Origin of the sequence: Mesorhizobium montanum, from assembly GCF_033977145.1 — a bacterium.
Classification (GTDB): domain Bacteria; phylum Pseudomonadota; class Alphaproteobacteria; order Rhizobiales; family Rhizobiaceae; genus Mesorhizobium; species Mesorhizobium montanum.
The window spans coordinates 21,924-43,857 of record NZ_JAVIJF010000014.1 but is presented as its reverse complement, the minus strand read 5'-3'; the positions used below and the strand labels follow the sequence as shown (position 1 = coordinate 43,857).

General features: G+C 62.7%; 23 protein-coding genes and 2 tRNA genes. 7 read left to right on the top strand and 18 right to left on the bottom strand.

Annotation, left to right across the window (positions count from 1 at the left end):
* The first annotated feature begins 56 nt into the window (after positions 1-56).
* Complete coding sequence (locus RFM68_RS19410) at positions 57-1,007, top strand: arginase family protein (RefSeq protein WP_320234619.1); 951 nt, start codon at positions 57-59, stop codon at positions 1,005-1,007.
* Here the strand turns inward: RFM68_RS19410 and RFM68_RS19405 are convergent.
* Positions 970-1,914, bottom strand: a complete 945-nt coding sequence (locus RFM68_RS19405) for a S1C family serine protease (protein ID WP_320234618.1) — start codon at positions 1,912-1,914, stop codon at positions 970-972. The two genes, RFM68_RS19410 and RFM68_RS19405, sit on opposite strands and share 38 nt — an antisense overlap.
* Positions 1,915-2,132: 218 nt before the next feature.
* Here RFM68_RS19405 and RFM68_RS19400 point away from each other — a divergent pair, with 218 nt between their 5' ends.
* The 3 genes from RFM68_RS19400 (at position 2,133) to RFM68_RS19390 (ending at position 4,626) form a co-directional block, all read left to right on the top strand.
* Positions 2,133-3,008, top strand: coding sequence for a S1C family serine protease (locus tag RFM68_RS19400; RefSeq protein ID WP_320234617.1), 876 nt, complete (start codon positions 2,133-2,135; stop codon positions 3,006-3,008).
* Between the two features lie 8 nt (positions 3,009-3,016).
* Entirely contained in the window at positions 3,017-3,655 is a 639-nt protein-coding gene (locus RFM68_RS19395) for a helix-turn-helix transcriptional regulator (RefSeq protein WP_320234616.1), read from the top strand.
* Between the two features lie 104 nt (positions 3,656-3,759).
* Positions 3,760-4,626 (top strand): SDR family oxidoreductase, encoded by an 867-nt coding sequence (locus RFM68_RS19390; protein WP_320234615.1) that lies wholly within the window; start codon positions 3,760-3,762, stop codon positions 4,624-4,626.
* 355 nt (positions 4,627-4,981) lie between these two features.
* Here RFM68_RS19390 and RFM68_RS19385 read toward each other — a convergent pair whose 3' ends face one another.
* The gene (locus RFM68_RS19385) at positions 4,982-7,309 is read right to left on the bottom strand and encodes an OmpA family protein (RefSeq protein ID WP_320234614.1); all 2,328 of its coding nucleotides are present in this window, start codon (positions 7,307-7,309) and stop codon (positions 4,982-4,984) included.
* Positions 7,310-7,505: 196 nt separating this feature from the next.
* Here RFM68_RS19385 and RFM68_RS19380 point away from each other — a divergent pair, with 196 nt between their 5' ends.
* Together RFM68_RS19380 and RFM68_RS19375 are read left to right on the top strand one after the other, a co-directional pair.
* Positions 7,506-7,952, top strand: coding sequence for a YcgN family cysteine cluster protein (locus RFM68_RS19380; RefSeq protein WP_320234613.1), 447 nt, complete (start codon positions 7,506-7,508; stop codon positions 7,950-7,952).
* Between the two features lie 262 nt (positions 7,953-8,214).
* Positions 8,215-8,571 (top strand): hypothetical protein, encoded by a 357-nt coding sequence (locus RFM68_RS19375; protein ID WP_320234612.1) that lies wholly within the window; start codon positions 8,215-8,217, stop codon positions 8,569-8,571.
* Positions 8,572-8,780: 209 nt separating this feature from the next.
* Here RFM68_RS19375 and RFM68_RS19370 read toward each other — a convergent pair whose 3' ends face one another.
* Positions 8,781-9,491 carry an SIMPL domain-containing protein gene (locus RFM68_RS19370; protein ID WP_320234611.1) on the bottom strand — a complete coding sequence of 237 codons (711 nt, stop codon included), beginning with the start codon at positions 9,489-9,491 and terminating at the stop codon, positions 8,781-8,783.
* Positions 9,492-9,710: 219 nt separating this feature from the next.
* Here RFM68_RS19370 and RFM68_RS19365 point away from each other — a divergent pair.
* Positions 9,711-9,786, top strand: a tRNA-Ile gene (locus tag RFM68_RS19365).
* A 107-nt stretch (positions 9,787-9,893) separates the two neighbouring features.
* Here RFM68_RS19365 and RFM68_RS19360 read toward each other — a convergent pair.
* The 15 genes from RFM68_RS19360 to murA form a co-directional block, all read right to left on the bottom strand.
* A complete protein-coding gene (locus tag RFM68_RS19360) occupies positions 9,894-11,084 on the bottom strand; it encodes a tyrosine-type recombinase/integrase (protein WP_320234610.1) in 1,191 nt (396 codons plus the stop codon).
* Positions 11,085-11,114: 30 nt separating this feature from the next.
* The gene (locus RFM68_RS19355; RefSeq protein ID WP_320234609.1) at positions 11,115-11,336 is read right to left on the bottom strand and encodes a helix-turn-helix domain-containing protein; all 222 of its coding nucleotides are present in this window, start codon (positions 11,334-11,336) and stop codon (positions 11,115-11,117) included.
* 56 nt (positions 11,337-11,392) lie between these two features.
* Positions 11,393-11,644, bottom strand: a complete 252-nt coding sequence (locus tag RFM68_RS19350) for a helix-turn-helix transcriptional regulator (RefSeq protein ID WP_320234608.1) — start codon at positions 11,642-11,644, stop codon at positions 11,393-11,395.
* Positions 11,645-12,158: 514 nt separating this feature from the next.
* Positions 12,159-13,079, bottom strand: a complete 921-nt coding sequence (locus RFM68_RS19345) for a nucleotidyl transferase AbiEii/AbiGii toxin family protein (protein ID WP_320234607.1) — start codon at positions 13,077-13,079, stop codon at positions 12,159-12,161.
* Positions 13,069-13,899: a type IV toxin-antitoxin system AbiEi family antitoxin domain-containing protein gene (locus tag RFM68_RS19340; RefSeq protein ID WP_320234606.1), complete on the bottom strand. Its 831-nt coding sequence runs from the start codon at positions 13,897-13,899 to the stop codon at positions 13,069-13,071. Before RFM68_RS19340 ends, RFM68_RS19345 begins: the two co-directional genes overlap by 11 nt.
* A gap of 420 nt (positions 13,900-14,319) precedes the next feature.
* The gene (locus RFM68_RS19335) at positions 14,320-15,630 is read right to left on the bottom strand and encodes a tyrosine-type recombinase/integrase (protein ID WP_320234605.1); all 1,311 of its coding nucleotides are present in this window, start codon (positions 15,628-15,630) and stop codon (positions 14,320-14,322) included.
* Positions 15,631-15,842: 212 nt separating this feature from the next.
* A tRNA-Phe gene (locus tag RFM68_RS19330) sits at positions 15,843-15,918 on the bottom strand.
* Between the two features lie 278 nt (positions 15,919-16,196).
* Positions 16,197-16,418 carry a DNA gyrase inhibitor YacG gene (yacG, locus tag RFM68_RS19325; RefSeq protein ID WP_320234604.1) on the bottom strand — a complete coding sequence of 74 codons (222 nt, stop codon included), beginning with the start codon at positions 16,416-16,418 and terminating at the stop codon, positions 16,197-16,199.
* Complete coding sequence (locus RFM68_RS19320) at positions 16,415-17,041, bottom strand: Maf-like protein (protein ID WP_320234603.1); 627 nt, start codon at positions 17,039-17,041, stop codon at positions 16,415-16,417. Before RFM68_RS19320 ends, yacG begins: the two co-directional genes overlap by 4 nt.
* A gap of 128 nt (positions 17,042-17,169) precedes the next feature.
* Entirely contained in the window at positions 17,170-17,388 is a 219-nt protein-coding gene (infA, locus tag RFM68_RS19315) for a translation initiation factor IF-1 (protein ID WP_006200926.1), read from the bottom strand.
* A 97-nt stretch (positions 17,389-17,485) separates the two neighbouring features.
* A complete protein-coding gene (locus RFM68_RS19310) occupies positions 17,486-17,950 on the bottom strand; it encodes an arsenate-mycothiol transferase ArsC (RefSeq protein ID WP_320234770.1) in 465 nt (154 codons plus the stop codon).
* Entirely contained in the window at positions 17,938-18,423 is a 486-nt protein-coding gene (locus RFM68_RS19305) for a UPF0262 family protein (RefSeq protein ID WP_320234602.1), read from the bottom strand. The genes RFM68_RS19310 and RFM68_RS19305 overlap by 13 nt, the downstream gene beginning before the upstream one ends.
* A 2-nt stretch (positions 18,424-18,425) precedes the next feature.
* A complete protein-coding gene (gene hisD / locus RFM68_RS19300) occupies positions 18,426-19,718 on the bottom strand; it encodes a histidinol dehydrogenase (protein WP_320234601.1) in 1,293 nt (430 codons plus the stop codon).
* A gap of 5 nt (positions 19,719-19,723) precedes the next feature.
* The gene (locus RFM68_RS19295; protein WP_320234600.1) at positions 19,724-20,155 is read right to left on the bottom strand and encodes a DUF2948 family protein; all 432 of its coding nucleotides are present in this window, start codon (positions 20,153-20,155) and stop codon (positions 19,724-19,726) included.
* A 405-nt stretch (positions 20,156-20,560) separates the two neighbouring features.
* A complete protein-coding gene (gene murA / locus RFM68_RS19290) occupies positions 20,561-21,853 on the bottom strand; it encodes a UDP-N-acetylglucosamine 1-carboxyvinyltransferase (protein ID WP_320234599.1) in 1,293 nt (430 codons plus the stop codon).
* Between the last annotated feature and the right edge of the window lie 81 nt (positions 21,854-21,934).

Below are 21,934 nucleotides of genomic sequence, written 5' to 3'. Positions count from 1 at the left end.
CCGGAACCCTTCGCGGCGACCTATGCTGTAGAGAGCGTTGAACCGGGTTCTGCCGCATGCGCGATATCTGCCTTTTTCGTGCGCCTTCCAATCTAGGTCTGCGGCCGCTGCGGCCGGGCCATGTGCCCGGCACTTGGCGCGGGCCCGAGGCTCTGACCAAGGCCGGCCTGGTCGAAGCATTGGCGCCCGCCGCCGTCGTCGATCTCGAGCGGCCTGCCTACAGCACAGAACCGGAGCCCGGCACCCGGTTGCGCAACGGGCATGCCATCCGCCGTTTCAATCTCGTACTGGCCGACGCAGTTGCCGATGCGCTCGGGCGAAGCGAGTGGCCGCTGGTCATCGGCGGCGATTGCTCGGTGCTGCTTGGCGCGTTGGCGGCCGCGAGGCGATCGGGTCCCGTCGCGCTAGTGCATGTCGATGGCCACAGCGACTTCCGCCATCCCGGCAATTACGATGCCAACGCCATGCTCGGTTCCGCCGCCGGCATGGATCTGGCGCTTGCCACCGGTAGGGGGGAGTTGCTGCTTACCGGATGGCCGAGCGTTGCCGGACCGCTCGTCGCGGACGAGGCGGTGGTGCAGATCGGCGAGCGTAACAGCCGCGATCCCGACTTTGCCTGGGCCGATATCAACGCCACCGCGATCATGCGCATCGATGTCTTCGCGGTGCAGGAACTGGGCGCTGCCGGAGTGCTGGAGAGGACAAGGCCGACGCTGGCGCGCGCCGATTGTCCCTACTGGCTGCATCTCGATGTCGACGTGCTCGACCAGGCGGTGATGCCGGCCGTGGATTCGCCCGGCAGTCCCGGCATCGATCCAGACGATCTCGTCGCCATCCTGTCGCCATTGGCGGCGGACCGGCGTTGCATCGGCATGGACATGACGATCTACGATCCTGACCTCGACCCGAGCGGCGAACTGGCAAGAGTGCTGGTGTCGCTGCTTGAGCGGATTGTCCGGCCCGGACGGATCAACTCCTTGCCACCGGCGTCACCACCACTTGGCTGATACCGCTGCGGCGCACGACCGTGCAGAGCGTCTCGCGGCCGATGCGCTCGGCGTCGAGCAAGCGCACGAGATCGTCGACGCCGGTGACCGGCCGGCCGTCGATGGCGGCGATGATGTCGCCTTCCTTCAGGCCGGCCTTTGCGGCGGGACCGTTCTTCTCGACGCCGCGCAGGCGCACCGCCGTGTTGGTGGTCACCTGCGACAAGAGTGCTGCCCGGCGCGGCAGGTTGGTCGTGTCGGCCGAAACACCGATGAAGGCACGCCGCACGCGGCCGAAGCGGATGATCTCGGAGATGACGAAATTGGCAGTGTTGGAGGCGACCGCAAAGGCGATGCCTTGCGCGCCGTGGATCATGGCGGTGTTGACGCCGATCACCTCGCCCGCCGACGACACCAGCGGCCCGCCGGAATTGCCGGGATTGAGCGCGGCATCGGTCTGGATGACATCGTCGATCAGCCGTCCGGTGGAAGCGCGCATCGAGCGGCCGAGCGCGGAAACGACGCCTGCGGTGACAGTCCATTCGAAACCAAGCGGATTGCCGATCGCGATCGCGATCTGGCCGCGGCGCAGGCGCTTGGAATCGCCGAGCGGCGCGACATCGGCAAAGTTGCCGTCGGCGCGCACCAGCGCAATGTCGGTGTCGGGATCGCGGCCGAGCACGTGGCCCTCGCGTGAGGCGCCGTCCGGCATGGTGACACGCACGGAGCGCGCATCGCCGACGACATGGAAGTTGGTGACGACCAGGCCGTCCTGCGCGATGACGAAACCGGAGCCGTGGCCGCCGGCGCCGATACGTTCGATGCAGCAGACGGCCGGACCGATGCGGTCGACGGCGTCGGCAACGGATGCCGAATATGCATCGAGCAAGGTGTCGTCGGGGGGAAGTTTTTCGGCCGCTAAAGCCATCGGTGTGTTCCCATGTGGAATGATGTTTTTTCCTTGGTGCGTGTCGTTGCCCCAAAACCGCGCAGCACTTTTGGGCGACACGCACTATATGTGCGGAGCAGCCGCAGGCGCCGCGACCTGACCATATGGCCAGTCCGGCCGCCGACTAGCCGTCAGGCGAGTACCCGCGGCGGCGCCACTGAGCAATATCTGGGTCACCGAACCCAGGAGATATTCTTATGAGCGACTTCAACCTCAGTGCCTTTTCCGACGCCATTGCGGACGTGGCGGCCACTGCTGCTCCGGCGATGGCGAGTTTTGCCACGCACCATCACCGCACCGCGAGCGCCTTTCACTGGCATGACGGCTTCTTTGTCACGGCAGAGGAAGCGGTCGAAGCCGGCGAGGAGATCGAGCTGACACTGGCCTCGGGCGAGACCGTGAAGGCCGAACTCGTCGGGCGCGATCCTTCGACGGGCGTTGCCCTGCTGAGGCCGGCTTCCGCTTCCGCCGGCTTGCCGCAACTGGCACAGGCCGCTGCCGTGCGTCCCGGCAACCTGGCGATTGCCGTCGGCAGCAGCGAGGGAGCCGCGCTCGCCGTATCCGGCACTGTCGGCGAAGTCGGGCCTGCCTGGCGCTCGATGCGCGGCGGCACGATCGACCGGCGCATCAACCTCGCCATCAATACCGGCAGCCGCTTCGAGGGCGGTCCGGTGCTCGACGCCAGGGGTGGGCTGATCGGCATGCTCCTGTTCGGACCGCGCCGGCGCGCGCTGGTCATGCCCTACGAGACCATCGAGCGAGCGGTGGCGACATTGCGCGAGAAGGGCCATGTGGCGCGCGGCTATCTCGGTGCCGGGCTGCATCCGATCCGCACTGGCGACACCAAAGGCGCGATGGTGATGAGCCTCGACGATAACGGTCCGGCCAAGGCCGCCGGCCTGCATATCGGCGACATCATCGTCGCCTGGAATGGCGAGGCCGTGCATGGCCCGCGCGAGCTTATCCGCAAGCTCGGGCCGGATAGTGCCGGCACGACCGTGACGCTGGGCGTTTCGAGCGGCGGCGCACAGCGCGACGTGCCGATCACCATCGGCGAGAAGCCGCTAAGCTGAGAGGGCCGATGGCGAACAGCGCAGCGCAAGCGATCGCTCGACCAGAACTGTCAGCTCAGCGGCTGACGGTGCTGGTAGCACTCGGCGATGCCCAGCGCGCCGAGCAACTTGCCGACGCGCTCGCCGCCAGCGACGACCTGCTGCCGATGCTGGCCGGGAGCAGCACCGGTCAGGCGGCGGATGTCGCGGTGGCCGACGACACCGCTTTGGAAAGCCGAGCTGTCAGCTCGACGATGCCCGTTGTCCTACTTTCCCGCCGTATCGGGCACGAACGGCTTCCCGGCAACGTGGTTGCCGTGCTGCCGCCGTCGGCGGATGGCCTGCTGATCGCCGCCGCGGCACGGCTGGCCGCTTCCGGCTATCGCATCAGCAGGTCGTCGGAGGTCGTGCATGGCGATTTCCATGATGGGCTCGCCGAAGAGGAGGTGCTGGACGACCATCAGGCGCGCCCGGCCTTGTCGCCGCGCGAGGCGGAGGTGCTGGCGCTGCTGGCCGAAGGCGCGCCGAACAAGGTGATCGCCCGGCGGCTCAACATTTCCGTGCACACGGCGAAGTTCCATGTCGCCGCGATCCTGATCAAGCTCGGCGCCGCCAACCGCACCGACGCGATTGCGATTGCGATGCGACAGGGGCTGGTGCTGGTCTAGACGTTTTCGGCACGACGCTGGGTAACCTCGGACCGGCGCGTTGGGCCTTGCGCCACGGCTGTCCGCCGCGCAAGTTGCCTCCCACATGCAGAGGGAGGCGAAGGATGTCGCTCAACGGAAAGACGTTGTTCATCTCGGGCGGATCGCGCGGCATCGGGCTGGCGATCGCGCTGCGCGCGGCGCGCGACGGCGCCAATGTGACGATCGCGGCCAAGACCGCCGAGCCGCATCCGAAACTGCCGGGCACGATCTACAGCGCGGCCGAGGAGATCGAGCAGGCCGGCGGCAAGGCGCTGCCGGTGCTTTGCGATATCCGCGACGAGGCTCAGGTTGCCGATGCGGTGGCCAAGACCGTCGAGAAGTTCGGTGGCATCGACATCTGCGTCAACAATGCCAGCGCCATCCAGCTTACCGGCACGCTGGAGACCGACATGAAGCGCTACGATCTGATGCACCAGATCAACACGCGCGGCACCTTCCTGGTCTCCAAAATGTGCATTCCCCACTTTAAGTTGGCAAAGAATCCTCACATCCTGAATCTGGCGCCGCCGCTCGACATGAAGGCCAAGTGGTTCAAGAACCACGTCGCCTACACCATAGCCAAGTTCGGCATGTCGATGTGCACTTTGGGCATGAGCGCCGAGTTCGCCAAGGATGGCATCGCCGTCAATTCGCTATGGCCGATCTCGACCATCGATACCGCCGCCGTGCGCAATCTTCTGGGCGGCGCGACAGTGGCGGCGATGAGCCGCTCGCCCGACATCATGGCCGATGCGGCGCATGCGATCTTCATGCGCCCGTCGCGCGAGGCGACCGGCAATTTCTACATCGACGAAGAGGTGCTGCGCGCCGAAGGCGTCACGGACTTTTCGGTCTATGCGCCGGGTGGGGCCGATCAGCTCGCGGGCGACTTTTTCGTCCCCGATGAAGTGTTTGCGAACTCGGACACGAAGATAAGGCGAACCTTCTAGAGGTGCCTGGGATAATCCATCTGTTGATGCCACGGCGAGGCCAGACCTAACCGCCGGGCACTTTTCCTGAAATTGCTCCAGGCCGCATTTCGGCAAGATGATGCCGGTTTTCAAGACAAAAAACCCCGCCGGAGAGGGGACCCGGCGGGGCTCAGTGTGTCCCGCTGGAGTCGGGACAGGGCAGGGAACGCCCTGCACAGAATCTGGGTGTCGCAATGCGGCGATTCAATGAGCAGGGCCGGCCAGGCAGGACAATTCTTCTTGAGCCGGCAAGGAAAAGGCCCGTCCGGAGCGGACGGGCCTTCATCTTGCGCGGTGATTCCAGAAATCCGATCAGGACATTGAAATCATACGCTCATTGCTGGTCGCTGTTGCTTGCCACCGGCGCCACCAGCGAGGTGATGCGGCGGATGGCGACGCGGCGGTTCTCACGGTTCGGACCGGGCGTGTTCACCTTGAGATACTCCTCGCCATAGCCCTGCGTGGTGAGATTCTCGGCCGGGATGCCGAAGGCGTTGGTGAGTGCCTCGGCTACCGCTTCGGCGCGGCGGTCCGACAGAGCGAGGTTTGCGTCCGGCGTACCGACGGCGTCGGTATGACCTTCGATCAGGAAGGTCTCGGCCGGGTTTTTCTTCAGCAGCTTTTCGATGGCGTTGGCGACGCCATCGAGCTTCTGCACCTCGGTGTCGGAGATTGTGGCCGAGCCGAAGTCGAAGTTCAGCGTGTCGAGATCGATACGCCGGGCGATGTCACGCACGCGGGCCGACCGCTTCACCTCGTCGATCGAGTAGAGGCGCTGCACCTTTTCCACCGGCGGCTGCTCGAGGAAATTGTAATAGTCGTCGTCGCTCTCGACATCCTCGGAGTCGAGAATGTAGTCCCGGCGCGGGATGTCCAGCCGCATCGGCGGCAGGTCGTCGCCCGGATCGCGCCAATCGCCGTCATCCTGGTATTGCCGCTCGTCGACATAGCTGAGGATATATTCCCGGCCGTCCGGCATGACGCGCGAACGCTGGATGACGTCGCCATAACGATTGCGGATGGTGACGACACGGATGCCGTTGCCGCGTTCGACCGTCTCGCGGGTGCGGTCGCCCGACAGATCCTCGTAGTAGACGTCCTTGGCGCCGCGGGTGATGCGAGGCGCCTCGTTGCTTTCCACAAACGTCTGGTTGTTGAACTGCAGTATCACGCGGTCGCCGAACTGCTTCACGACATCCGCGCCCTGCGGCCGGCGGCGCTCGCGCACAACCTGCTCGGGCGTAAGGTCGATCCGCTTGCCCTTCTCCTCGGTCAAAGGGACGATCTTCTCGGGCTTGATCGCCTGCTGCGCCGTTTTGTCGTCGGTGGGCGGCGGGCCCTGATTGACAGGAGCCTGCTTCTGGGCCTGCTGGCCGCCTTGCTGTTCGGCCTGGTTGCCGCCGCCTTGCTCGACCTGGCCATCCTCGTTCTGGGCGGCCGGCTGACGGCCTTTGTGCCTGCGCAAGACATCCTTCTGGCTGTCGAGGAGAGGCGCTTCGTTCGGGTTGGCGGGAGCTTCGCCTTGCGCGGCATTGCCGCCAGTCGCGGGCTGATTGTTATTGGCAGGCTGTTCGCCGGTGGAAGGCTGCTGCTGCCCCGTTGCGGGCTGCTCCGTCAGCGGTTTCTTAGCTTGCCTCTTGTTCTGGTTCGAAGGCTGTTCCTCTTGAGCCGGTGCCTGCTCGGTCCCGGCCGGTGCCTGCTCGGTCCCCGGAACCGGCAACGGCTTGAGCTTACCTGCGGGTGCCTGTTCGGCAGGGGTCTGGCCCTGCTCGGCAGGTTGCTGGCCCTGCTTGCGTTTCTTTCCGGCCTGGTTGTCATTTGCCGGCTGTTCTGACGGCTGTTCCGCAGGCGCGGCTTGCTGCTGCTGATTGAGCTTCTTCTTGCGCAGTTGCTGCTGCTGCTCGGGGGCGACCTGCTCGGCCGGGGCCGTCTCGCCTTGCTGCTGTTGACCGAGCTTCTTCTTGCGCAGTTGCTGCTGCTGCTCGGGGGCGACCTGCTCGGTCGGGGCCGTCTCGCCTTGCTGCTGTTGACCGAGCTTCTTCTTGCGCAGTTGTTGCTGCTGCTCGGGGGCGACCTGCTCGGCCGGGGCCGTCTCGCTTTGCTGCTGCTGATTGAGCTTCTTCTTGCGCAGTTGCTGTTGCTGGTCGGGAGCGACCTGCTCGGCCGGTTGCTCAGCCGGCGCCGATTCGGCCTGGTTGCGCTTCTTCTTGCGCGGCTGCTGCTCTTCGGTTGCAGGCTGACCGCCCTGATCGGCCGGTGCAGTCTCGGTCTGCTGTTGCTGTTCGCGCTTCTTGCGCGGCTTGAGCTGCTGCTCGGCCGGTGCAGCCTCGCCGGACTGGCCGGACTGCGTCTGCTGCAGTTCCTGCCGCTTCTTGCTCGGTTTCTGCTCGGACTCGGCGGGTGCGGCTTGTCCGGCTGGCGCCGATTCGCTTTGCTGTTGCTGCTCGCGCTTCTTCTTCCGCGGCTGCTCCCCCTGTTGGCCGGCTTGGGCGCATTCCTCGGCCGACTGGCCTTCGGCACAGGCGGCCTGCGCCAGGACGAGCGGTGTGCCGTGCAGGCCGCCGGAAGCGACACCCCCCTGCAGCGGGTACGCGCCCAACGGCGCGGATGCCATAAGCAGGCCGATTGCAGTGCCCGCCAGAATCCGTGGTTGGCGTTTCATATCAATTTTCTCCTAGTGGGGTCCCATCCCTGCCCAAAACTTTCATCAACCGCAATTGGTTCCGCCGGGCATTGGCGCCAGCCAAGGATGCCCGACCGGCCTTTTGAAGGCAATTTCGTGTTTTTCTAATGTTGATACCGGGTCACTGTGACAGCAGTGCTTGACCGGAAGGCCGAGTAGGGCCAAATCCACCGAAATGACCGCGCCATTCTGGAAAACCAAAACGCTTGAGGCGATGACCCCGGCCGAATGGGAATCGCTTTGCGACGGCTGCGGCAAATGCTGCCTGTCGAAGCTCGAGGACGAGGATACGGGCGAGATCTTCTGGACAAGCGTCGGCTGCCGGCTGTTCGATGCCGACAAATGCCGCTGCTCGGACTATGAGAACAGGCTTGCACGCGTACCCGATTGCGTCGGGCTGACGCCGCAGAATGTGCGCATCATCACCTGGCTGCCAAAAACCTGTGCCTACCGCCTGATCGCCGAGGGCCACGATCTCTACTGGTGGCACAGACTTGTTTCGGGAAGCGCCGAGACCGTGCACGAAGCCGGCATTTCGATCCAGGGTCGGGTGAAGGCCAAGGAAACCGACCTGGCCGAGCCGGACGATTATTTTGATTATATACTGGACGACGAACCCTGACGGATTCGCATCTGGATGACGAACCGTAACCGGTTCGCATCTGGATGACGAACCCTGACGGGGTTCTGGGTTTTGACGATGAGCGACGAACCCTGGCGGGTTCGCGCCTAGACGAGCGACGAACCCTGCGGGTTCGCGCTTACATGAACCGGACATGAATGGCCGGTTCGCGGAAAGTTCAGACACAAAAAGGCATTTTCCAATCATTGGTTCGCCAATCATCAATGCGAAGGGCGAAAGCCCACAACAAGGAGAGAAGACGATGTTCAACACGATCAAGGCGGCAGCCCTTTCGGCCCTTGTCGGGCTTGGCACGCTCGGCGCCATCCCGGCGCATGCGGACAGCCTCTATCTCGGTTTCGGGAACAAGCACGACCCGCGTTTCGGCGTTTACACCGGTGGTGACGATGACTATGGCCGCCGTGACTGGCGCCGCGACCGCGACTGGCGCGGCTGCTCGCCGGATCGCGCGCTCGACAAGGCCGAACGCATGGGTCTGCACCGCGCCCGCATCGTCGACATGAACCGCCGCACGGTGAAGGTGGCCGGCCGCCAGGATGGCGACCGCGTGGTGGTGGTGTTCGCCAATGAGCGCGGCTGCCCGATCATCTATCGCTGAGGCTGGAGGCGAGGATCGCCTGGAAATATCTTCTGTGACGATTGGCGGATATGACCTTCTGCCTTCCGCGTCCGGCCTGAAGCATGATCCTCGCGAGGATCAGCTTTGAGTAGCGGAGCCCCTCGAGGTGAGGCGCGGCTCGAAAAAAAGCCCCGAAGGATCGATCCTCCGGGGCTTTTGTTGATGGCATGCGCGACGTGAGCCAATTGTCACTTCAGTTCGAAGGTAACCATCACCTGGACGTTGTAGGAATTCTCGCCAGCCTGCACCGGCACGGGCGAGCGGGCGGCATCGAACGACTTGGCGGCCATCGGCATCGGCATCGGCGCAATATTCTGGTCGGTGATCTCGAGTACTTTGCCGAGGCTGACGCCGGCCGCTTCGGCGAGCGTCTTGGCCTTGGCCATAGCGTCGGCGACGGCCTTCTTGCGCGCCTCGGTGATCGTTGCCTTGGGATCGTCATTGGTGAAGGCGATGCCGCCGCCCTGATTGACCCCGAGCGACACCGCCTTGTCGAGGATCTCGCCTGTCTTGTCGACATTGCGCACGCGTACCGACAGCGTGTTGGTCACCTGATAGGCGACGAGCTCGGCTTCCTGGCTGCCGTCGGCCTTGTTGGTGTAGTTGTAGCGCGGGTTGATCTGGATGCCTGCCGTCTGCAGGTCGCGGTCGGCAATGCCTGCGGATTTCATCGCCGCAATCACCACCGCCATGGCGTCGTTGTTGGCATCGAGCGCCTCGCGCGCGCTTTTTGCTTCGCGCATGACGCTGAGCGAAAGGATCGCCATGTCCGGCGCGACGGTCGCTTCGCCTTCGCCCGATACGATGATGCGCGGCGGGGGCTGTGTGTCGGCGGCGCTTGCCAGCGCCGGGAACGCGACCGCGGCAGCGAGCGCGATGGGCAAAAGATGTCTGGTCATGAAAACTCCTCGAGGTCTGCGATCCGGCGCTTCGCGCCGCATCTGCCTCGACCCGAAAAGGCGTCGATACCCGGCAGCGGCGCAAGGGCCTGGACCAGTTTCGCGCCATAGGGGCGCAGGCCGCTCTACGGCGCGAATATGGGCTGATTTTGGCGTTTCGCGCCAGCGCTTTCGAAAGCCTTGTGCGAGAGAGCGAAAAACACTAAGCCAGCCCGCGTGGGGCCTGTAGCTCAATGGTTAGAGCCGGCGGCTCATAACCGCTTGGTTGGGGGTTCGAGTCCCTCCGGGCCCACCATAACTGTTGATTTCATTGAGAAAAAGTGACCTCGGCCCAAAACGTTTTGGGCCCATTATGGGCCCAAGCATGCGGCATCGGCCACGATTTGTTCCGGCTCGATCTGATCACTTGACGACTCGCAGGATAGTTCGCTGCTTCATGGCATCCCGTCTGGCCTCGCGCTGATTGATGGCACGGGCGATATCCACCGCGATCCGCTTCTTGTTTGCCTCACGCACATAGTCGTCCGTCACGGTCATGGAGGAATGCCCCATTGCTTCCATAATGGCGCGCGCCTGAACGTTGCATTCAGCGAGGTATGTGCCGAAGGTGCGACGCAAGCCATGGAGCGTGTAGCCATCGGGAATCCCCGCTTGGCGTGTCCAGTGCCGCATCATGCCGGTCAGGCTCTTTTCCGAGAACGCCCGTTTATAGGCACTCTTCAAAACGGTGCCGCCCTGGGAGCGGTCGAGCGGCTCCAGGGCCTCTGCCAGCTTGTCGACGATTGGAATGAACATCTCCCTTCCGCCGTGGCGGTTGCGGTTCTTCTTCTGGCGGAAAGCAAACGCTTCGATCAACTCCAGCGAGCCGTCGAACAGTTCAATCTCCTCGGTGACGAGGTCTTCCCACTCCAAAGCGGCGATATCGCCGCGCCGGTTCCCGAGCCAGAAACCCAGCGCGTAACACGTGCGTGCCGGCGTGCCGATCGGATGCCGAGCCTCGAATTTCTCGCGGATTGCAACCGGCCAAGCGGGATTGCTGGTGGACTTGGGCACACGCACGCGAATGGATAGTGCCGGATCGTCTTGCGGCTTGATCCATTTCTCAACCTCGGTCGCGACCCACAGCAGTTTCTTGATGGCGACCAGCATGTGCTTGGCGACTGTACGGTTTGTCGCAAAAATGCCTTCGATAATGGCGCGAAGCCGATCCGCGTCCATGTGTTCCACCGGCGTATTGCGCCAGGTCAGCGGGTACTTTGGATCAACCTTGAGATTAAGAAAACGCTCTATCAGGCGCGCATTTTTCCGCTGCGTCGCCTCGTCAAAATCCAGCCACTCCATAGTCGTCTCAAGCCGGCGCGCCGCATGGCCGAAGGTCCTTGGCAGCGCTCGGCCAGGCAGGTCGATGATCGCAGCATTCTTGCCTAGACCCTGCGTCGCCCTTTGATATTCGGCTTCGAATTCCGGATCACCCGGCTTACCGGGAAGCCGGATTTCCGGCATGCCTTTTGCCCGATAGCGATAAACGATCTTGCCGTTTTTGATCCGCGAAGAGACGCCGGGGTAGCTGTCGTCCTTGAAGGGTCTGGCCATTGAAGTCTCCCGCCGGCAATTCCGCTGAAGTTAGTCGTTAAGGGACGATTTCTCCTGCATTGCCTTGAGTGAAAGAGCATTGCTTTTCATCGCAACGCGCAGGAGGAGAGGATAGGGGAAGCCTCTGCCTTGCTCGATGCCCTCAAACGTGCGCTTCGGTATTCCAAACGCTTTGGCCGCAGCTTCGGCGGTGAGCCCTTCCTTGGCCCGCCAGGCTTTCACTTCTTGGGCAAGCTTCTCATTTTCGCTCACGTGACGCCTTCTCGATACTTTACTACGCCTTCAGCGTATACGCAATCAGCGTATTTCTATTTTTTTTGCTCGTCTCGCCTGCTTCGCTCCAACAACTCTCGGAGACCATTGTCTTTGTCGGGCAACGACGTGAAGGCGATGTCGAGAGCTACACGATCCCAGACGGCACGGCTGTTGATGCGCTTAGGTTTCGGCATACGTCCATCAGCGACCATCTCGTCAAAAAGAGTGGATCCAACACCAACATACCGGGCCGACTCTTCACGAGAAAGGCCTCGTGGCGGATACGAAATTCCGTCATTTTTCATGGACGCCGCCCCTGTGGCTGGTGCCTGAGGCGACGTGAGCAATTCCAAAGGTTGGACGGCTTGTTATGTCGAGGAGTCCTGATACCCCGGGCGTGTTGGTGTCGAAGCACAAAGTCTATCCCTGTACGATTTCCGCAGCGACGAGATCGTCCTCATTTAGAAAGGAGAAGTCACGTAAGGCGGAAGCCGTTCGCCAAGCCGATTCGGTGCAGACTGGTAGCGAGGTGCGAAACGGATGGATCGCAGTCCGGGCTTTGAGCGCGCTATCTTGAGGACTGTTATCGAGGGGAGGGCGCAGGTTCTCCGTGAATTCACGCGGATCATTGCGCCGATGATCAGCAACTGCGGCCAGAGCCCCCGAAATTGCCTTTGAAATGTTCGAGCATGCTCCTGCGATTGCCCTGTGCAACGACTTTGTCGATCAGGGTGTCGAATGCGCGCACCGTTTCCAGCGGCATGGGACCGGGTGTGTCAAAGCGCTAGGAGCCCTCCATTTTCACTCTGCGATGGTCCTTTAGCGGGAAAGCTTTTCTAGAAGCTCTGCCTTCTGTTCAGCATGCTTGTCCGGATTTTCCGCTATGAGCTTTTTCAGGTTCAGGAGCTTCCAGCGGATCGCGGGGAGGTTAGCAGCCTGGGGCAGGCCGATGGCCTCGAAGTCCAGTTCGCCGTCGTGCAGCCCGATCAGGAATTCGCGCGCGGTGTCGTCCATCCGGCTGTCAATGTCCGCCAGCAGCCGGTCCCGGGCTGCGGCGAGATCTTCGACGGTAACCGGGATCGTGGTCATGCCGGCGAACTCCTGCACGAAGGGTTCGTCGAGCGGGCTGAGATTCGGCTTAATCAGTTCCTGTACCGGCCGGGGTGAACTCGCCACATAAACCAGGAACGTGCGGAACAGGGCATCGGTAAAGCCTTCGTTTTCGTACAGCAGCTTCACGTCGAACAGGTCGCGCGGATGCTGGCGATCAACGGCCGCGTGAAGCTTGCCGCTGAACAAGTCCTCGAATGACACAACCTGAATCGAAGCGAAGCCGAACTCGTCCTCGACGGTGGGCGATACGGTGCGCTTCTCGGGATCGTGGACGACGCCGCGCGTCACCGGTGAGGTTTCTATCTTGACCTCGGCACCATCAAGGCGCGCGCGGATGCGGGTCGCGCCGCCGCCGCCTCCCTCGATGCGGCGGGCATCGAGCTTGGGTATACCGCGTGTGGCGGCGGCGACGATCCGGTTGAGCGTTTCGTCGATGTCGGCAAGGCTCTCGGCCCGCTCGCGTACCGGCAGGTAGGTGAGGTCGATATCCACTGAAAGGCGCGGCATATCCCGGTAGAACAGGTTGATGGCGGTCCCGCCTTTAAGGGCGAACACTTCCTCCTGTGCGATGAAGGGCAGCAGGCGGACGAGAAGGGCGACCTGGGCGGCGTAGACTTCACGGGCCATCGGCACCGTTCTTTTTCGCTTGAACAAACTCCGTCGGCACCATGATGCGGTACCGGGGGTGAATTTTGCCGCCCTTCACCAGGGCGCGGTCCCCGGTGCCGAGCTGGAACTCATCGGGATTCAGATGCTGCCGCCACGCGTGATTATGGCGGTCGGCAAAGACGAAGAACAGGCGTATGACCTTGATCTTCCGGCAGCTCTGCAACAGCGCCGTGAGCCGGCGCGGGCTTAGCGTCGCGAGCCCTTCAAACACCATGTCGAGGTTGTGAAAGCTTTCGTTGTCCGGCAGCTCGTCCAGCGCTTCCATGATGGCGCGTTCCGGGGACGAGAGACGCAAGGCCCATCCCCAGGGCAGCGTCGTACCCGGGTCACCTGATTTGTTGTCCGTTAGCCCGAGAGTGGGATCGCCGAACAGTGACAGGCCACGGGTGATCAGCGGCGCATCGAACTTCAGGCGCGGTAGCCATGTCGGCATTCCGTCGCCGTACAGCCAGGCTCGGGCGCGGCCCCCGAGCGGCAGGTAGTGGCTGAACCCGTGCAAGGCTAGCGCGGTGACGCCGCCCGCGTGGATTTGATAGTGCATGATGTGCTGGAGGGACAGCAGGCAAGTTTGCCAGTCGAGCGGGACGGGTTGCGGCGCCGGTCGGCGAAATACGCCGCGCTCAAGCCGCTGCAGCCAGCCGCTGTCTATATACTTGCGGGTCAGGAAGCGGCTGACGCCGTGGGCTTCCAGCCAGGGCGCGTCCACGACGAAGCCGGCCGGGACGGCTTCGAGAACGCTCTTTAGCTTGTCTTGCTTCAGTGTACCCATGGTAAACATTATAGACAATCATCAAAGAGAAGAGCAAGTGACATCTTTGATGTTGCCTCGTTTAGGGCATTAGGGGTACACATATCTTGACAATTTCAAAGAAAATAGAAGGGGCGAAGGCGGCATGATGCCGATAACTGGCGGGGGGCGATGCTGGCTGGTCTCCGGACAGACCGCGCTCGGACTGATCGGCATCCTTGACTTTGTCGATCCTCGGCAAAACCATCGAATTGGAGAAGTTTGGATAAAGGTCGAAGCCTGTCCCCGCAACCAACCTACTTGCATCCTATCCTTTTCAGGTCGACGTGGTCTCGCGCGGGGCGCACCCTCAATCCGAATTCTTGCAACTAGAGGTCCGCCAGAGCATACGAGATCACACGAGGATATACCGGCCCCACCATCTCACGCCAGCTTCGGCGTCTTCGACCGTTAATGTGATGTTCGGAGCTTGGAGATTCGCCTCGATGTTTGGTGAACTGTCGCTGTTGGGTTCCAAGTGGACTCCCGCGGTCGTGCATGGACAACAGGCTTGCCGCGCCCCACTATTGAGATTACCCGCGCGTTTTTGCTCTCGAGTTCATCCAGGTAATCGGCCCACCATTGCATCATCTTGACGCGCTCTTCCCAGTGCTCTGCCCGGGCGTAGGCACGACGAACGTTGTTGTTCTCAACGTGGGCCAGCTGCCGTTCGATGGCGTCCGGATGCCATTTTCCGCATTCGTTTAGCAGAGTTGATGCCGTTGCTCGAAAACCGTGCGCGGTAGCTTCCTCCTTGCCGTAGCCCATACGGCGCAGCGCGGCGTTAAGCGTGTTGTCGGAAATCGGACGCGAAACCGATCGAACGCTAGGAACCAGCAGCGATCCGCCACCAGAAATTTCTCTGAGTGAGGCCAGGACGTTCAAGGCCTGCCTTGAAAGGGGTACGCGGTGCGGCCGTCGCATTTTCATGCGTGCTTCAGGAACGATCCACACCGAGCTTTCGAAATCGAACTCTTTCCATTCTGCCGCGCGAAGCTCGCCGGGGCGGGGAAACAGCAGTGCGATCAGCTTCAGGGCGGCTCGGGTTGTAGGCTGTCCATCAAATGCATCGATCGCCCTCAGCAAGCCGCCCAAGGCCTTAGGATCAGTAATCGCGGCACGAGGCGTGACCGTCGGGCTGATGAGCGCGCCCCTGAGGGCGATCGTCGGATCTGCCTCGGCGCGTGCTGTCGCGATTGCGAATCGAAACACAGTGCCAATTGTTGAGCGTAGGCGCCTGGCCGACTCGTATCGACCGCGAACCTCCACACGACGAAGAGCGGTAAGGATGCTTGCCGTATCGATCTCCCGAATGCACTTGTCGCCGATTGTCGGATAGGCAAAGTCGAGCAGCCATTTGACCTTGCTGATCGTCCGATCGGCACGTCCTTCCTTCTTCAGCTTCTCAACATATTCGTCTGCGATTGAGCGAAAGGTGTCTTTTGGCGAATTAGCCTTCTGGAATTTGCGATGCTGGGCCGGGTCGGCACCAGCCTTGAGGAGGCGTTTGGCTTCATCGCGCGCTTGGCGGGCATCCGCGAGAGAAATGACAGGATAGCTGCCCAGAGACAACAGCTTCTGCTTCCCGTCAAACCGATATGCGAGACGCCATAGCCTTGTTCCCGATGGCTGGACCCATAGCTGCAGCCCGCCGCCGTCGGATAGCTTCTGCAGCTTGGACGCGGGCCGGATGTTGCGGCATTTCACGTCGGAGAGAGCCATTGTGGGACCTCCTGTTTTGGCGCTTCGATACCAACAGGGTCTCAGATACCAACAAAAATACCAACACCTCGCCCCGTTGGACGAAATTTGCCGAACTGCGATGAAATTCGCCCAAGCGGATCTTTCGTGCCGAAAAAGTTAGCGAATTCAGCCGTTTGCGGAGACTGAAGCGTAGAAGTTTCGGCGAAAGGGAATGTGGAGAGAAGAGGGGATGGTGCCCAGAGGCGGATTCGAACCACCGACACGCGGATTTTCAGTCCGCTGCTCTACCAACTGAGCTATCTGGGCCTGTGCCGGCTAGCGGGAACCGCCCGCCGGATTTCGAAAGAGCGCCGGACGGCGCCCCTTGAAAGCGCGTGGGTTATAGCACGGGAATCCCGCCTGTCCAGAGCAATTCCAGGAAAAGTGCGCAGCGGTTTTCCGCTCGGGAATTGCGTGAAAACAATCGCAATTCCAGGAAAAGTGCGCAGCGATTTTCCGTTCCGGAATTGCGTTAAAACAATCGTTTAGCTGTTGATTTCGTCAGGAAAGAAAAATCGCCGCGAAACGGCGGCTTGCTGCCTGCCTCACCCCTCGTCCTTCGGTGTGGGGCCTGGCGTCGGGCTGTCGTCTTCGTCCTCCTCGCCGTCGCGGCCGGGAATGACATAGGCGCCCTTCAGCCAGCGATTGAGATCGATATCCTTGCAGCGCACCGAGCAGAACGGATAGTGCTCGCGTGCGGAAGGTTTTCCGCATTCGGGGCAGGGTCGCTTCGGCCGAAGCGGTGTTACCTTGTCGTCCACGCTCATGAGCGCGAAGCGTGCCAGTTCTGGTGCGCTTTGAACCCTTCGCCCGAAAGCAGCGCGACGCTTTCATAAAGCGGCAGGCCGACGACGTTGGTATAGGAGCCGACCAGCTTGACGACGAAGGAGCCGGCCAGGCCTTGCACGGCATAGCCGCCGGCCTTGCCGCGCCATTCGCCCGAGGCGACATAGGCGTCGATCTCCTCGCGCGGCAGCCGCTTGAAGCGCACCCGGGTCTCCACCAGCCGCTGGCGCAGCTTACCGCCCGGCGTGATCAGGCAGATGCCGGAATAGACCCTGTGCGAGCGGCCGGAAAGCAGGCCAAGGCAATTGATGGCGTCGTCGATCGTCTCGGCCTTGGGCAGGATGCGCCGCCCGACCGCCACCACAGTGTCGGCGGCGAGGATGAAGGCCGGAGCATAATCGTCCTCGCTTTTCAGCGACTCCAGCGCCTTCTCGGCCTTTTCCTTGGAAAGGCGCTTGGCCAGCGAGCGCGGATGTTCGGCGCGCAGCGGCGTCTCGTCGACATCGGCGGGCAGCACGCGTTGGGGCTCGATGCCGGCCTGCTGCAACAATTCGATGCGGCGCGGCGAACCCGAGGCAAGCACGAGCTTCTGCAGGATGCTCATGTGAGCATGATGCCGAAAAGTGTGAAGCGGTTTTCGGACGACATCATGCTTCACTCTAGGATTAGGAGCCGGATTTGGATTTCAGGTCGAACAGACCTGAAATCATCCGGCTAGTTCGCGCCGGACTGTTACTTGAAACGGTAGGTGATGCGGCCCTTGGTCAGGTCGTAGGGCGTCATCTCGACCAGGACCTTGTCGCCGGTCAGCACACGAATGCGGTTCTTGCGCATGCGGCCGGCCGTGTGGGCGATGATTTCGTGTTCGTTTTCGAGCTTTACCCGGAACATCGCATTGGGCAGCAGTTCGGTGACCACACCTGGAAACTCGAGGACTTCTTCCTTCGGCATTCGATACCTTTGCTTGGATGGCGTTCCGGCGGCCGGCCGGAATTTGCGCGGAACCTATATGATAATCGCTCGCTTGTGAACAAGCTTATGAACAAGCTTAATCCGGGGCGTTTTCAGCTCTCGGCGGCGCAAAACGCCTGTTGATGCGGGCCTTCAGCCGCTCGCGCACGTCGCGATAGGCAGCCATGATGTGCTCGCGCGTGCCGCCGGTGTCGGTAGGGTCGGGCATCGGCCAATATTCGACCTCGACGGCCAGCGAGCGAGTGAGCTCGAGCGCTGCATGGTGCGCCTCAGGCGCCAGCGTGACGATCAGATCGAAATAATCGTCTTCCAGATCCTCCAGCGTTCTCGGTTGCCGCTCGCCAAGCGTCAGACCCTCCTCGGCGAGCACGGCGTCGACGAAGGGGTCGCGCTCACCGCTGCGAACGCCGGCCGAGGCGACGAAAGTGGTGGCCGGCAGCTGCCGTCGCGCCAGCTGCTCGGCCATGGGCGAGCGTACGGCATTCATGCCGCACAAGAATAGGATCGAATGTGGCAGCGCGGCCAGGATTAGCCCCGCCAGTGCAGCACGCAGACCAGCGTGAACAGCCGGCGCGCCGTGTCGAAGTCGATCTCGATCTTGCCGGCTAGCCGGTCCATCAGCGTCTGCGAGCCCTCATTGTGCAGGCCGCGCCGGCCCATGTCGATTGCCTCGATATGGCTGGGCGTCGAGGAGCGGATGGCCTCGTAATAGCTTTCGCAGATCAGGTAGTAGTCCTTGACGATGCGCCTGAGCGGCGTCAGCGACAGGATGTGGGTGACCACCTCGGCGCCGCTCTCGCGGCTGACGGCAAAGACCAGGCGCTGCTCGGCCAGCGAAAGCTTCAGTCTGTATGGCCCGCGGCCGTCGTCGCTGACCGGCCGAAAGCTGTTCTCCTCGATGAGGTCGAAGATCGCCACGGCCCGCTCGTGCTCCACGTCGGGCGTCGAACGTCCTATCGTTTCGTCGAGCTCGACGTCGATCAGCCTGTTGCGGATTTGGTCATGGCCGGACATCGCTACATGTTCAACCTGATCGCGACGGAACGGGCATGTGCATCGAGCCCTTCCGCCTTGGCGAGCGCGATCGCGGCGGGCGCCAGCGCCTTGAGCTGCTCCGGTCCAAGCTTCAGGATCGAGGTACGCTTGACGAAATCGAGCACGGACAGACCCGAAGAGAACCGCGCCGACCGCGCTGTCGGCAACACATGGTTGGAGCCGCCGACATAGTCGCCGATGACCTCCGGCGTATGCCGACCGATAAAGACGGCACCGGCGTTGCGCATCCTGGAAAGGAAAGCCTCGGCATCGTCGAAAGCGAGCTCGACATGCTCGGCCGCGATCCTGTCGACCAGCGGCAGCGAGGCTTCGAGCGTCGGCACCAGGATCACCGCGCCGAAATCGCGCCAGCTTGCGGCCGCCGTCTCGGCGCGCGGCAGAACTTTCAGTTGACGTTCGACTGCCTGCTCGACCGCCTTGCCGAATTCGGCAGTGTCGGTGATCAGGATCGACTGCGCTGAAACGTCATGCTCGGCCTGTGCCAAAAGGTCGGCGGCGATCCAGTCCGGATCGTTGTCGGCGTCGGCCACGACCAGCACTTCCGACGGCCCGGCGATCATGTCGATGCCGACCGTGCCGAACACCTGCCGCTTGGCCGCCGCGACATAGGCATTGCCCGGGCCGACGATCTTGGCGACCGGCCTGATCGTCTCGGTGCCGTAGGCAAGGGCTGCAACGGCTTGCGCGCCGCCGACGCGGTAGATCTCCGAAACGCCGGCAAGATCGGCCGCCACCAGCACCAGCGGATTGATGACCCCGCCGGTAGCCGGCACCACGATAACGATGCGCTCCACGCCGGCGACCTTCGCCGGAACCGCATTCATCAGCACCGAGCTCGGATAGCTCGCCGTGCCGCCAGGCACGTAGAGGCCGACGGCTTCGATCGCTGTCCAGCGCGAGCCGAGTTCGACGCCGGCGGCATCCGTATAGCGGTCGTCCTTCGGCTTCTGCCGCTCGTGGTGTGAACGGATGCGGTCGCGCGCGAATTTGAGCGCCTCGACCGCGGCCGGATCGGCCCCTTCATAGGCCTTGACGATGTCGTTTTTCGAGACGGCGATGCCGAGTGCGCTCAGATCGGCTTTGTCGAACTTCAGCGTATAGTCAGTGAGCGCCTTGTCGCCTTCGGCGCGCACGCGGGTGACGATGTCGCGCACCACGGCCTCGACATCGGCCGATACCTCGCGCTTGGTGATGAGAAAGGCCGAAAAACGCCGTTCAAAATCGGCGTCCTGCTGTCGGAGCGTTATCGCCATTGCACTTAACCCCTGTGCACAGGCCGCGAGGTGGCTTCCCAGGAGCCGCCGATATCGGCAAGCCGCGCCTCGACGCATTCGACGTCGAGCATGATGGTGCCGCCGCCCGAAAACACCAGCTCGACGATGCCGGCCGGCTTGCTGATGGCGATAAAGCTGATCGCCAGCAGCGACAGCACCTCGGCCGGCTTGTCGCGCGCAACGCCGCTGGTCTTGGCGCCGAGCACGCGGTCGAAATGCAGGACGCTCTGCCGCCGTTCATTGTGCTGGCGGAACAAGCCGGATCTCGCTTCCCAGACGAAGCGGTTCATGGTCAGCACGAAGCGTTTGGCCGCCGGCAGATATTCCAGGTCCGAGACCTTCATCACGGCGTCCTGGACATGCGCCGAGACGATGCTGAGATCCTGGTCGTCGAGCGCGATGAGCTTGAGAGCCATGCGGAATACGCACCTAAGGTTGGTTTCAGCCTTCTGTTAGGCGGTCTTTCCGGTCCGTGCAACCTCGGCACGGATGCGGCAAAGGCAATCACGCCAGGTCTGCGCTGCCCCTCATCGCCTTGCCGGGCATTTCTCCCCGTATAGTGACGGTATAGTGACGGGGAGAACGGACGCTTTCGCTCGGGATTTCGCTAATTGTCCAGCACAGCGGAAAGGGAGCCGAGATAGCGGCCGGCGCCTTCTCCCGTCACTTTACGGGGAGAAGATGCCGGTCCACCCTCCGCAGCTGCAGCGCAGCTGCTGCGAAGGACGGGCAGGCAGATGAGGGGCAGCGCCGGCTTTGACGATTGTCCCCGGCAAGCGTTGGAAAAGCCTTGCTTCTCTGCAGCGCCCGCGTTGCGGCCTTTAGCCCGAAATCCGCTCGATCACCGCGCCGCAACCGGAGAGCTTCTCTTCCAGGCGCTCGAAGCCGCGGTCGAGGTGGTAGACGCGGTTGACCGTCGTCTCACCCTCGGCGGCAAGGCCGGCGATGACCAGCGACACCGAGGCGCGCAGGTCGGTCGCCATGACGGGCGCGCCCTTGAGCTTGGCGACGCCGTCGACGATCGCCGTCTGGCCGGAGAGCGTGATGTGGGCGCCGAGCCGGGCGAGCTCCTGCACATGCATGAAGCGGTTCTCGAAGATCGTCTCGGTGATGCGCGACTTGCCCTTGGCCATCGTCATCATGCCCATGAACTGCGCCTGCAGGTCGGTCGGGAAGGCGGGGAAGGGGGCGGTGGTCACGTCGACCGGCGCAATGCCGGCGCCATTGCGCTTGACGCGGATGCCCTCATTGGTCGCCGTGATCTCGGCGCCGGTCTCGACGAGCACGTCGAGCGCGCTCTGCAAAAGATCGGGCCGGGCGCCAGCGAGCATCACGTCGCCGCCGGTCATGGCGACGGCCATGGCATAGGTGCCGGTCTCGATACGGTCCGGAATGACGCGCACGCGCGCACCCGAGAGCGCCTCGACGCCATGGATGGTGATGGTGGCAGTGCCGGCGCCATGGATCTTGGCGCCCATGGCAATCAGGCATTCGGCGAGATTGACGATTTCCGGCTCGCGGGCCGCATTCTCCAGCACCGTCTCGCCCTTGGCGAGCGAGGCCGCCATCATCAGCACATGAGTGGCGCCGACCGAGACCTTCGGGAACACGTAGCGGTTGCCGGTGAGGCGGCCGTTCTTGGTCTTGGCCATGACATAGCCATTGTCGACGTCGAGTTCGGCGCCAAGCACCTGCAGGCCTTCGAGGAACAGGTCGACCGGGCGCGTGCCGATGGCGCAGCCGCCAGGCAGCGACACCTTGGCTTCGCCCATACGGGCAAGCAGCGGCCCGATCACCCAGAAGGAAGCGCGCATCTTCGACACCAGCTCATAAGGCGCGGTGGTGTCGACGATGTTGCGGGCGGAAAAATTGATGGTGCGCGAATAGCCTTCCTGCTGCTTTTCGCGCCGGCCGTTGACGGAATAATCGACGCCGTGATTGCCGAGGATGCGGATCAGCTGCTCGACATCGGCCAGATGCGGCACGTTTTCGAGCGTCAGCGTGTCGTCGGTGAGCAGCGAGGCGATCATCAGCGGCAATGCCGCGTTTTTGGCGCCCGAGATCGGAATGGTGCCGGCAAGCTCATTGCCGCCGACAATTCTGATGCGATCCATGGAAAACGTCCCCTCGGCCAGAACAGGCCGGTTTCAATCGGTTGATATGCCCGGCTTAGACCATCGGCCGGCTTGGTTCAA

Coding starts and splice junctions, on each gene's coding strand:
- RFM68_RS19410 (WP_320234619.1), top strand. CDS start 57: ATGCGCGATATCTGCCTTTTTCGTGCGCCTTCCAATCTAGGTCTGCGG.
- RFM68_RS19405 (WP_320234618.1), bottom strand. CDS start 1,914: ATGGCTTTAGCGGCCGAAAAACTTCCCCCCGACGACACCTTGCTCGAT.
- RFM68_RS19400 (WP_320234617.1), top strand. CDS start 2,133: ATGAGCGACTTCAACCTCAGTGCCTTTTCCGACGCCATTGCGGACGTG.
- RFM68_RS19395 (WP_320234616.1), top strand. CDS start 3,017: ATGGCGAACAGCGCAGCGCAAGCGATCGCTCGACCAGAACTGTCAGCT.
- RFM68_RS19390 (WP_320234615.1), top strand. CDS start 3,760: ATGTCGCTCAACGGAAAGACGTTGTTCATCTCGGGCGGATCGCGCGGC.
- RFM68_RS19385 (WP_320234614.1), bottom strand. CDS start 7,309: ATGAAACGCCAACCACGGATTCTGGCGGGCACTGCAATCGGCCTGCTT.
- RFM68_RS19380 (WP_320234613.1), top strand. CDS start 7,506: ATGACCGCGCCATTCTGGAAAACCAAAACGCTTGAGGCGATGACCCCG.
- RFM68_RS19375 (WP_320234612.1), top strand. CDS start 8,215: ATGTTCAACACGATCAAGGCGGCAGCCCTTTCGGCCCTTGTCGGGCTT.
- RFM68_RS19370 (WP_320234611.1), bottom strand. CDS start 9,491: ATGACCAGACATCTTTTGCCCATCGCGCTCGCTGCCGCGGTCGCGTTC.
- RFM68_RS19360 (WP_320234610.1), bottom strand. CDS start 11,084: ATGGCCAGACCCTTCAAGGACGACAGCTACCCCGGCGTCTCTTCGCGG.
- RFM68_RS19350 (WP_320234608.1), bottom strand. CDS start 11,644: ATGAAAAATGACGGAATTTCGTATCCGCCACGAGGCCTTTCTCGTGAA.
- RFM68_RS19345 (WP_320234607.1), bottom strand. CDS start 13,079: ATGGCCCGTGAAGTCTACGCCGCCCAGGTCGCCCTTCTCGTCCGCCTG.
- RFM68_RS19340 (WP_320234606.1), bottom strand. CDS start 13,899: ATGTTTACCATGGGTACACTGAAGCAAGACAAGCTAAAGAGCGTTCTC.
- RFM68_RS19335 (WP_320234605.1), bottom strand. CDS start 15,630: ATGGCTCTCTCCGACGTGAAATGCCGCAACATCCGGCCCGCGTCCAAG.
- yacG (WP_320234604.1), bottom strand. CDS start 16,418: ATGAGCGTGGACGACAAGGTAACACCGCTTCGGCCGAAGCGACCCTGC.
- RFM68_RS19320 (WP_320234603.1), bottom strand. CDS start 17,041: ATGAGCATCCTGCAGAAGCTCGTGCTTGCCTCGGGTTCGCCGCGCCGC.
- infA (WP_006200926.1), bottom strand. CDS start 17,388: ATGCCGAAGGAAGAAGTCCTCGAGTTTCCAGGTGTGGTCACCGAACTG.
- RFM68_RS19305 (WP_320234602.1), bottom strand. CDS start 18,423: ATGTCCGGCCATGACCAAATCCGCAACAGGCTGATCGACGTCGAGCTC.
- hisD (WP_320234601.1), bottom strand. CDS start 19,718: ATGGCGATAACGCTCCGACAGCAGGACGCCGATTTTGAACGGCGTTTT.
- RFM68_RS19295 (WP_320234600.1), bottom strand. CDS start 20,155: ATGGCTCTCAAGCTCATCGCGCTCGACGACCAGGATCTCAGCATCGTC.
- murA (WP_320234599.1), bottom strand. CDS start 21,853: ATGGATCGCATCAGAATTGTCGGCGGCAATGAGCTTGCCGGCACCATT.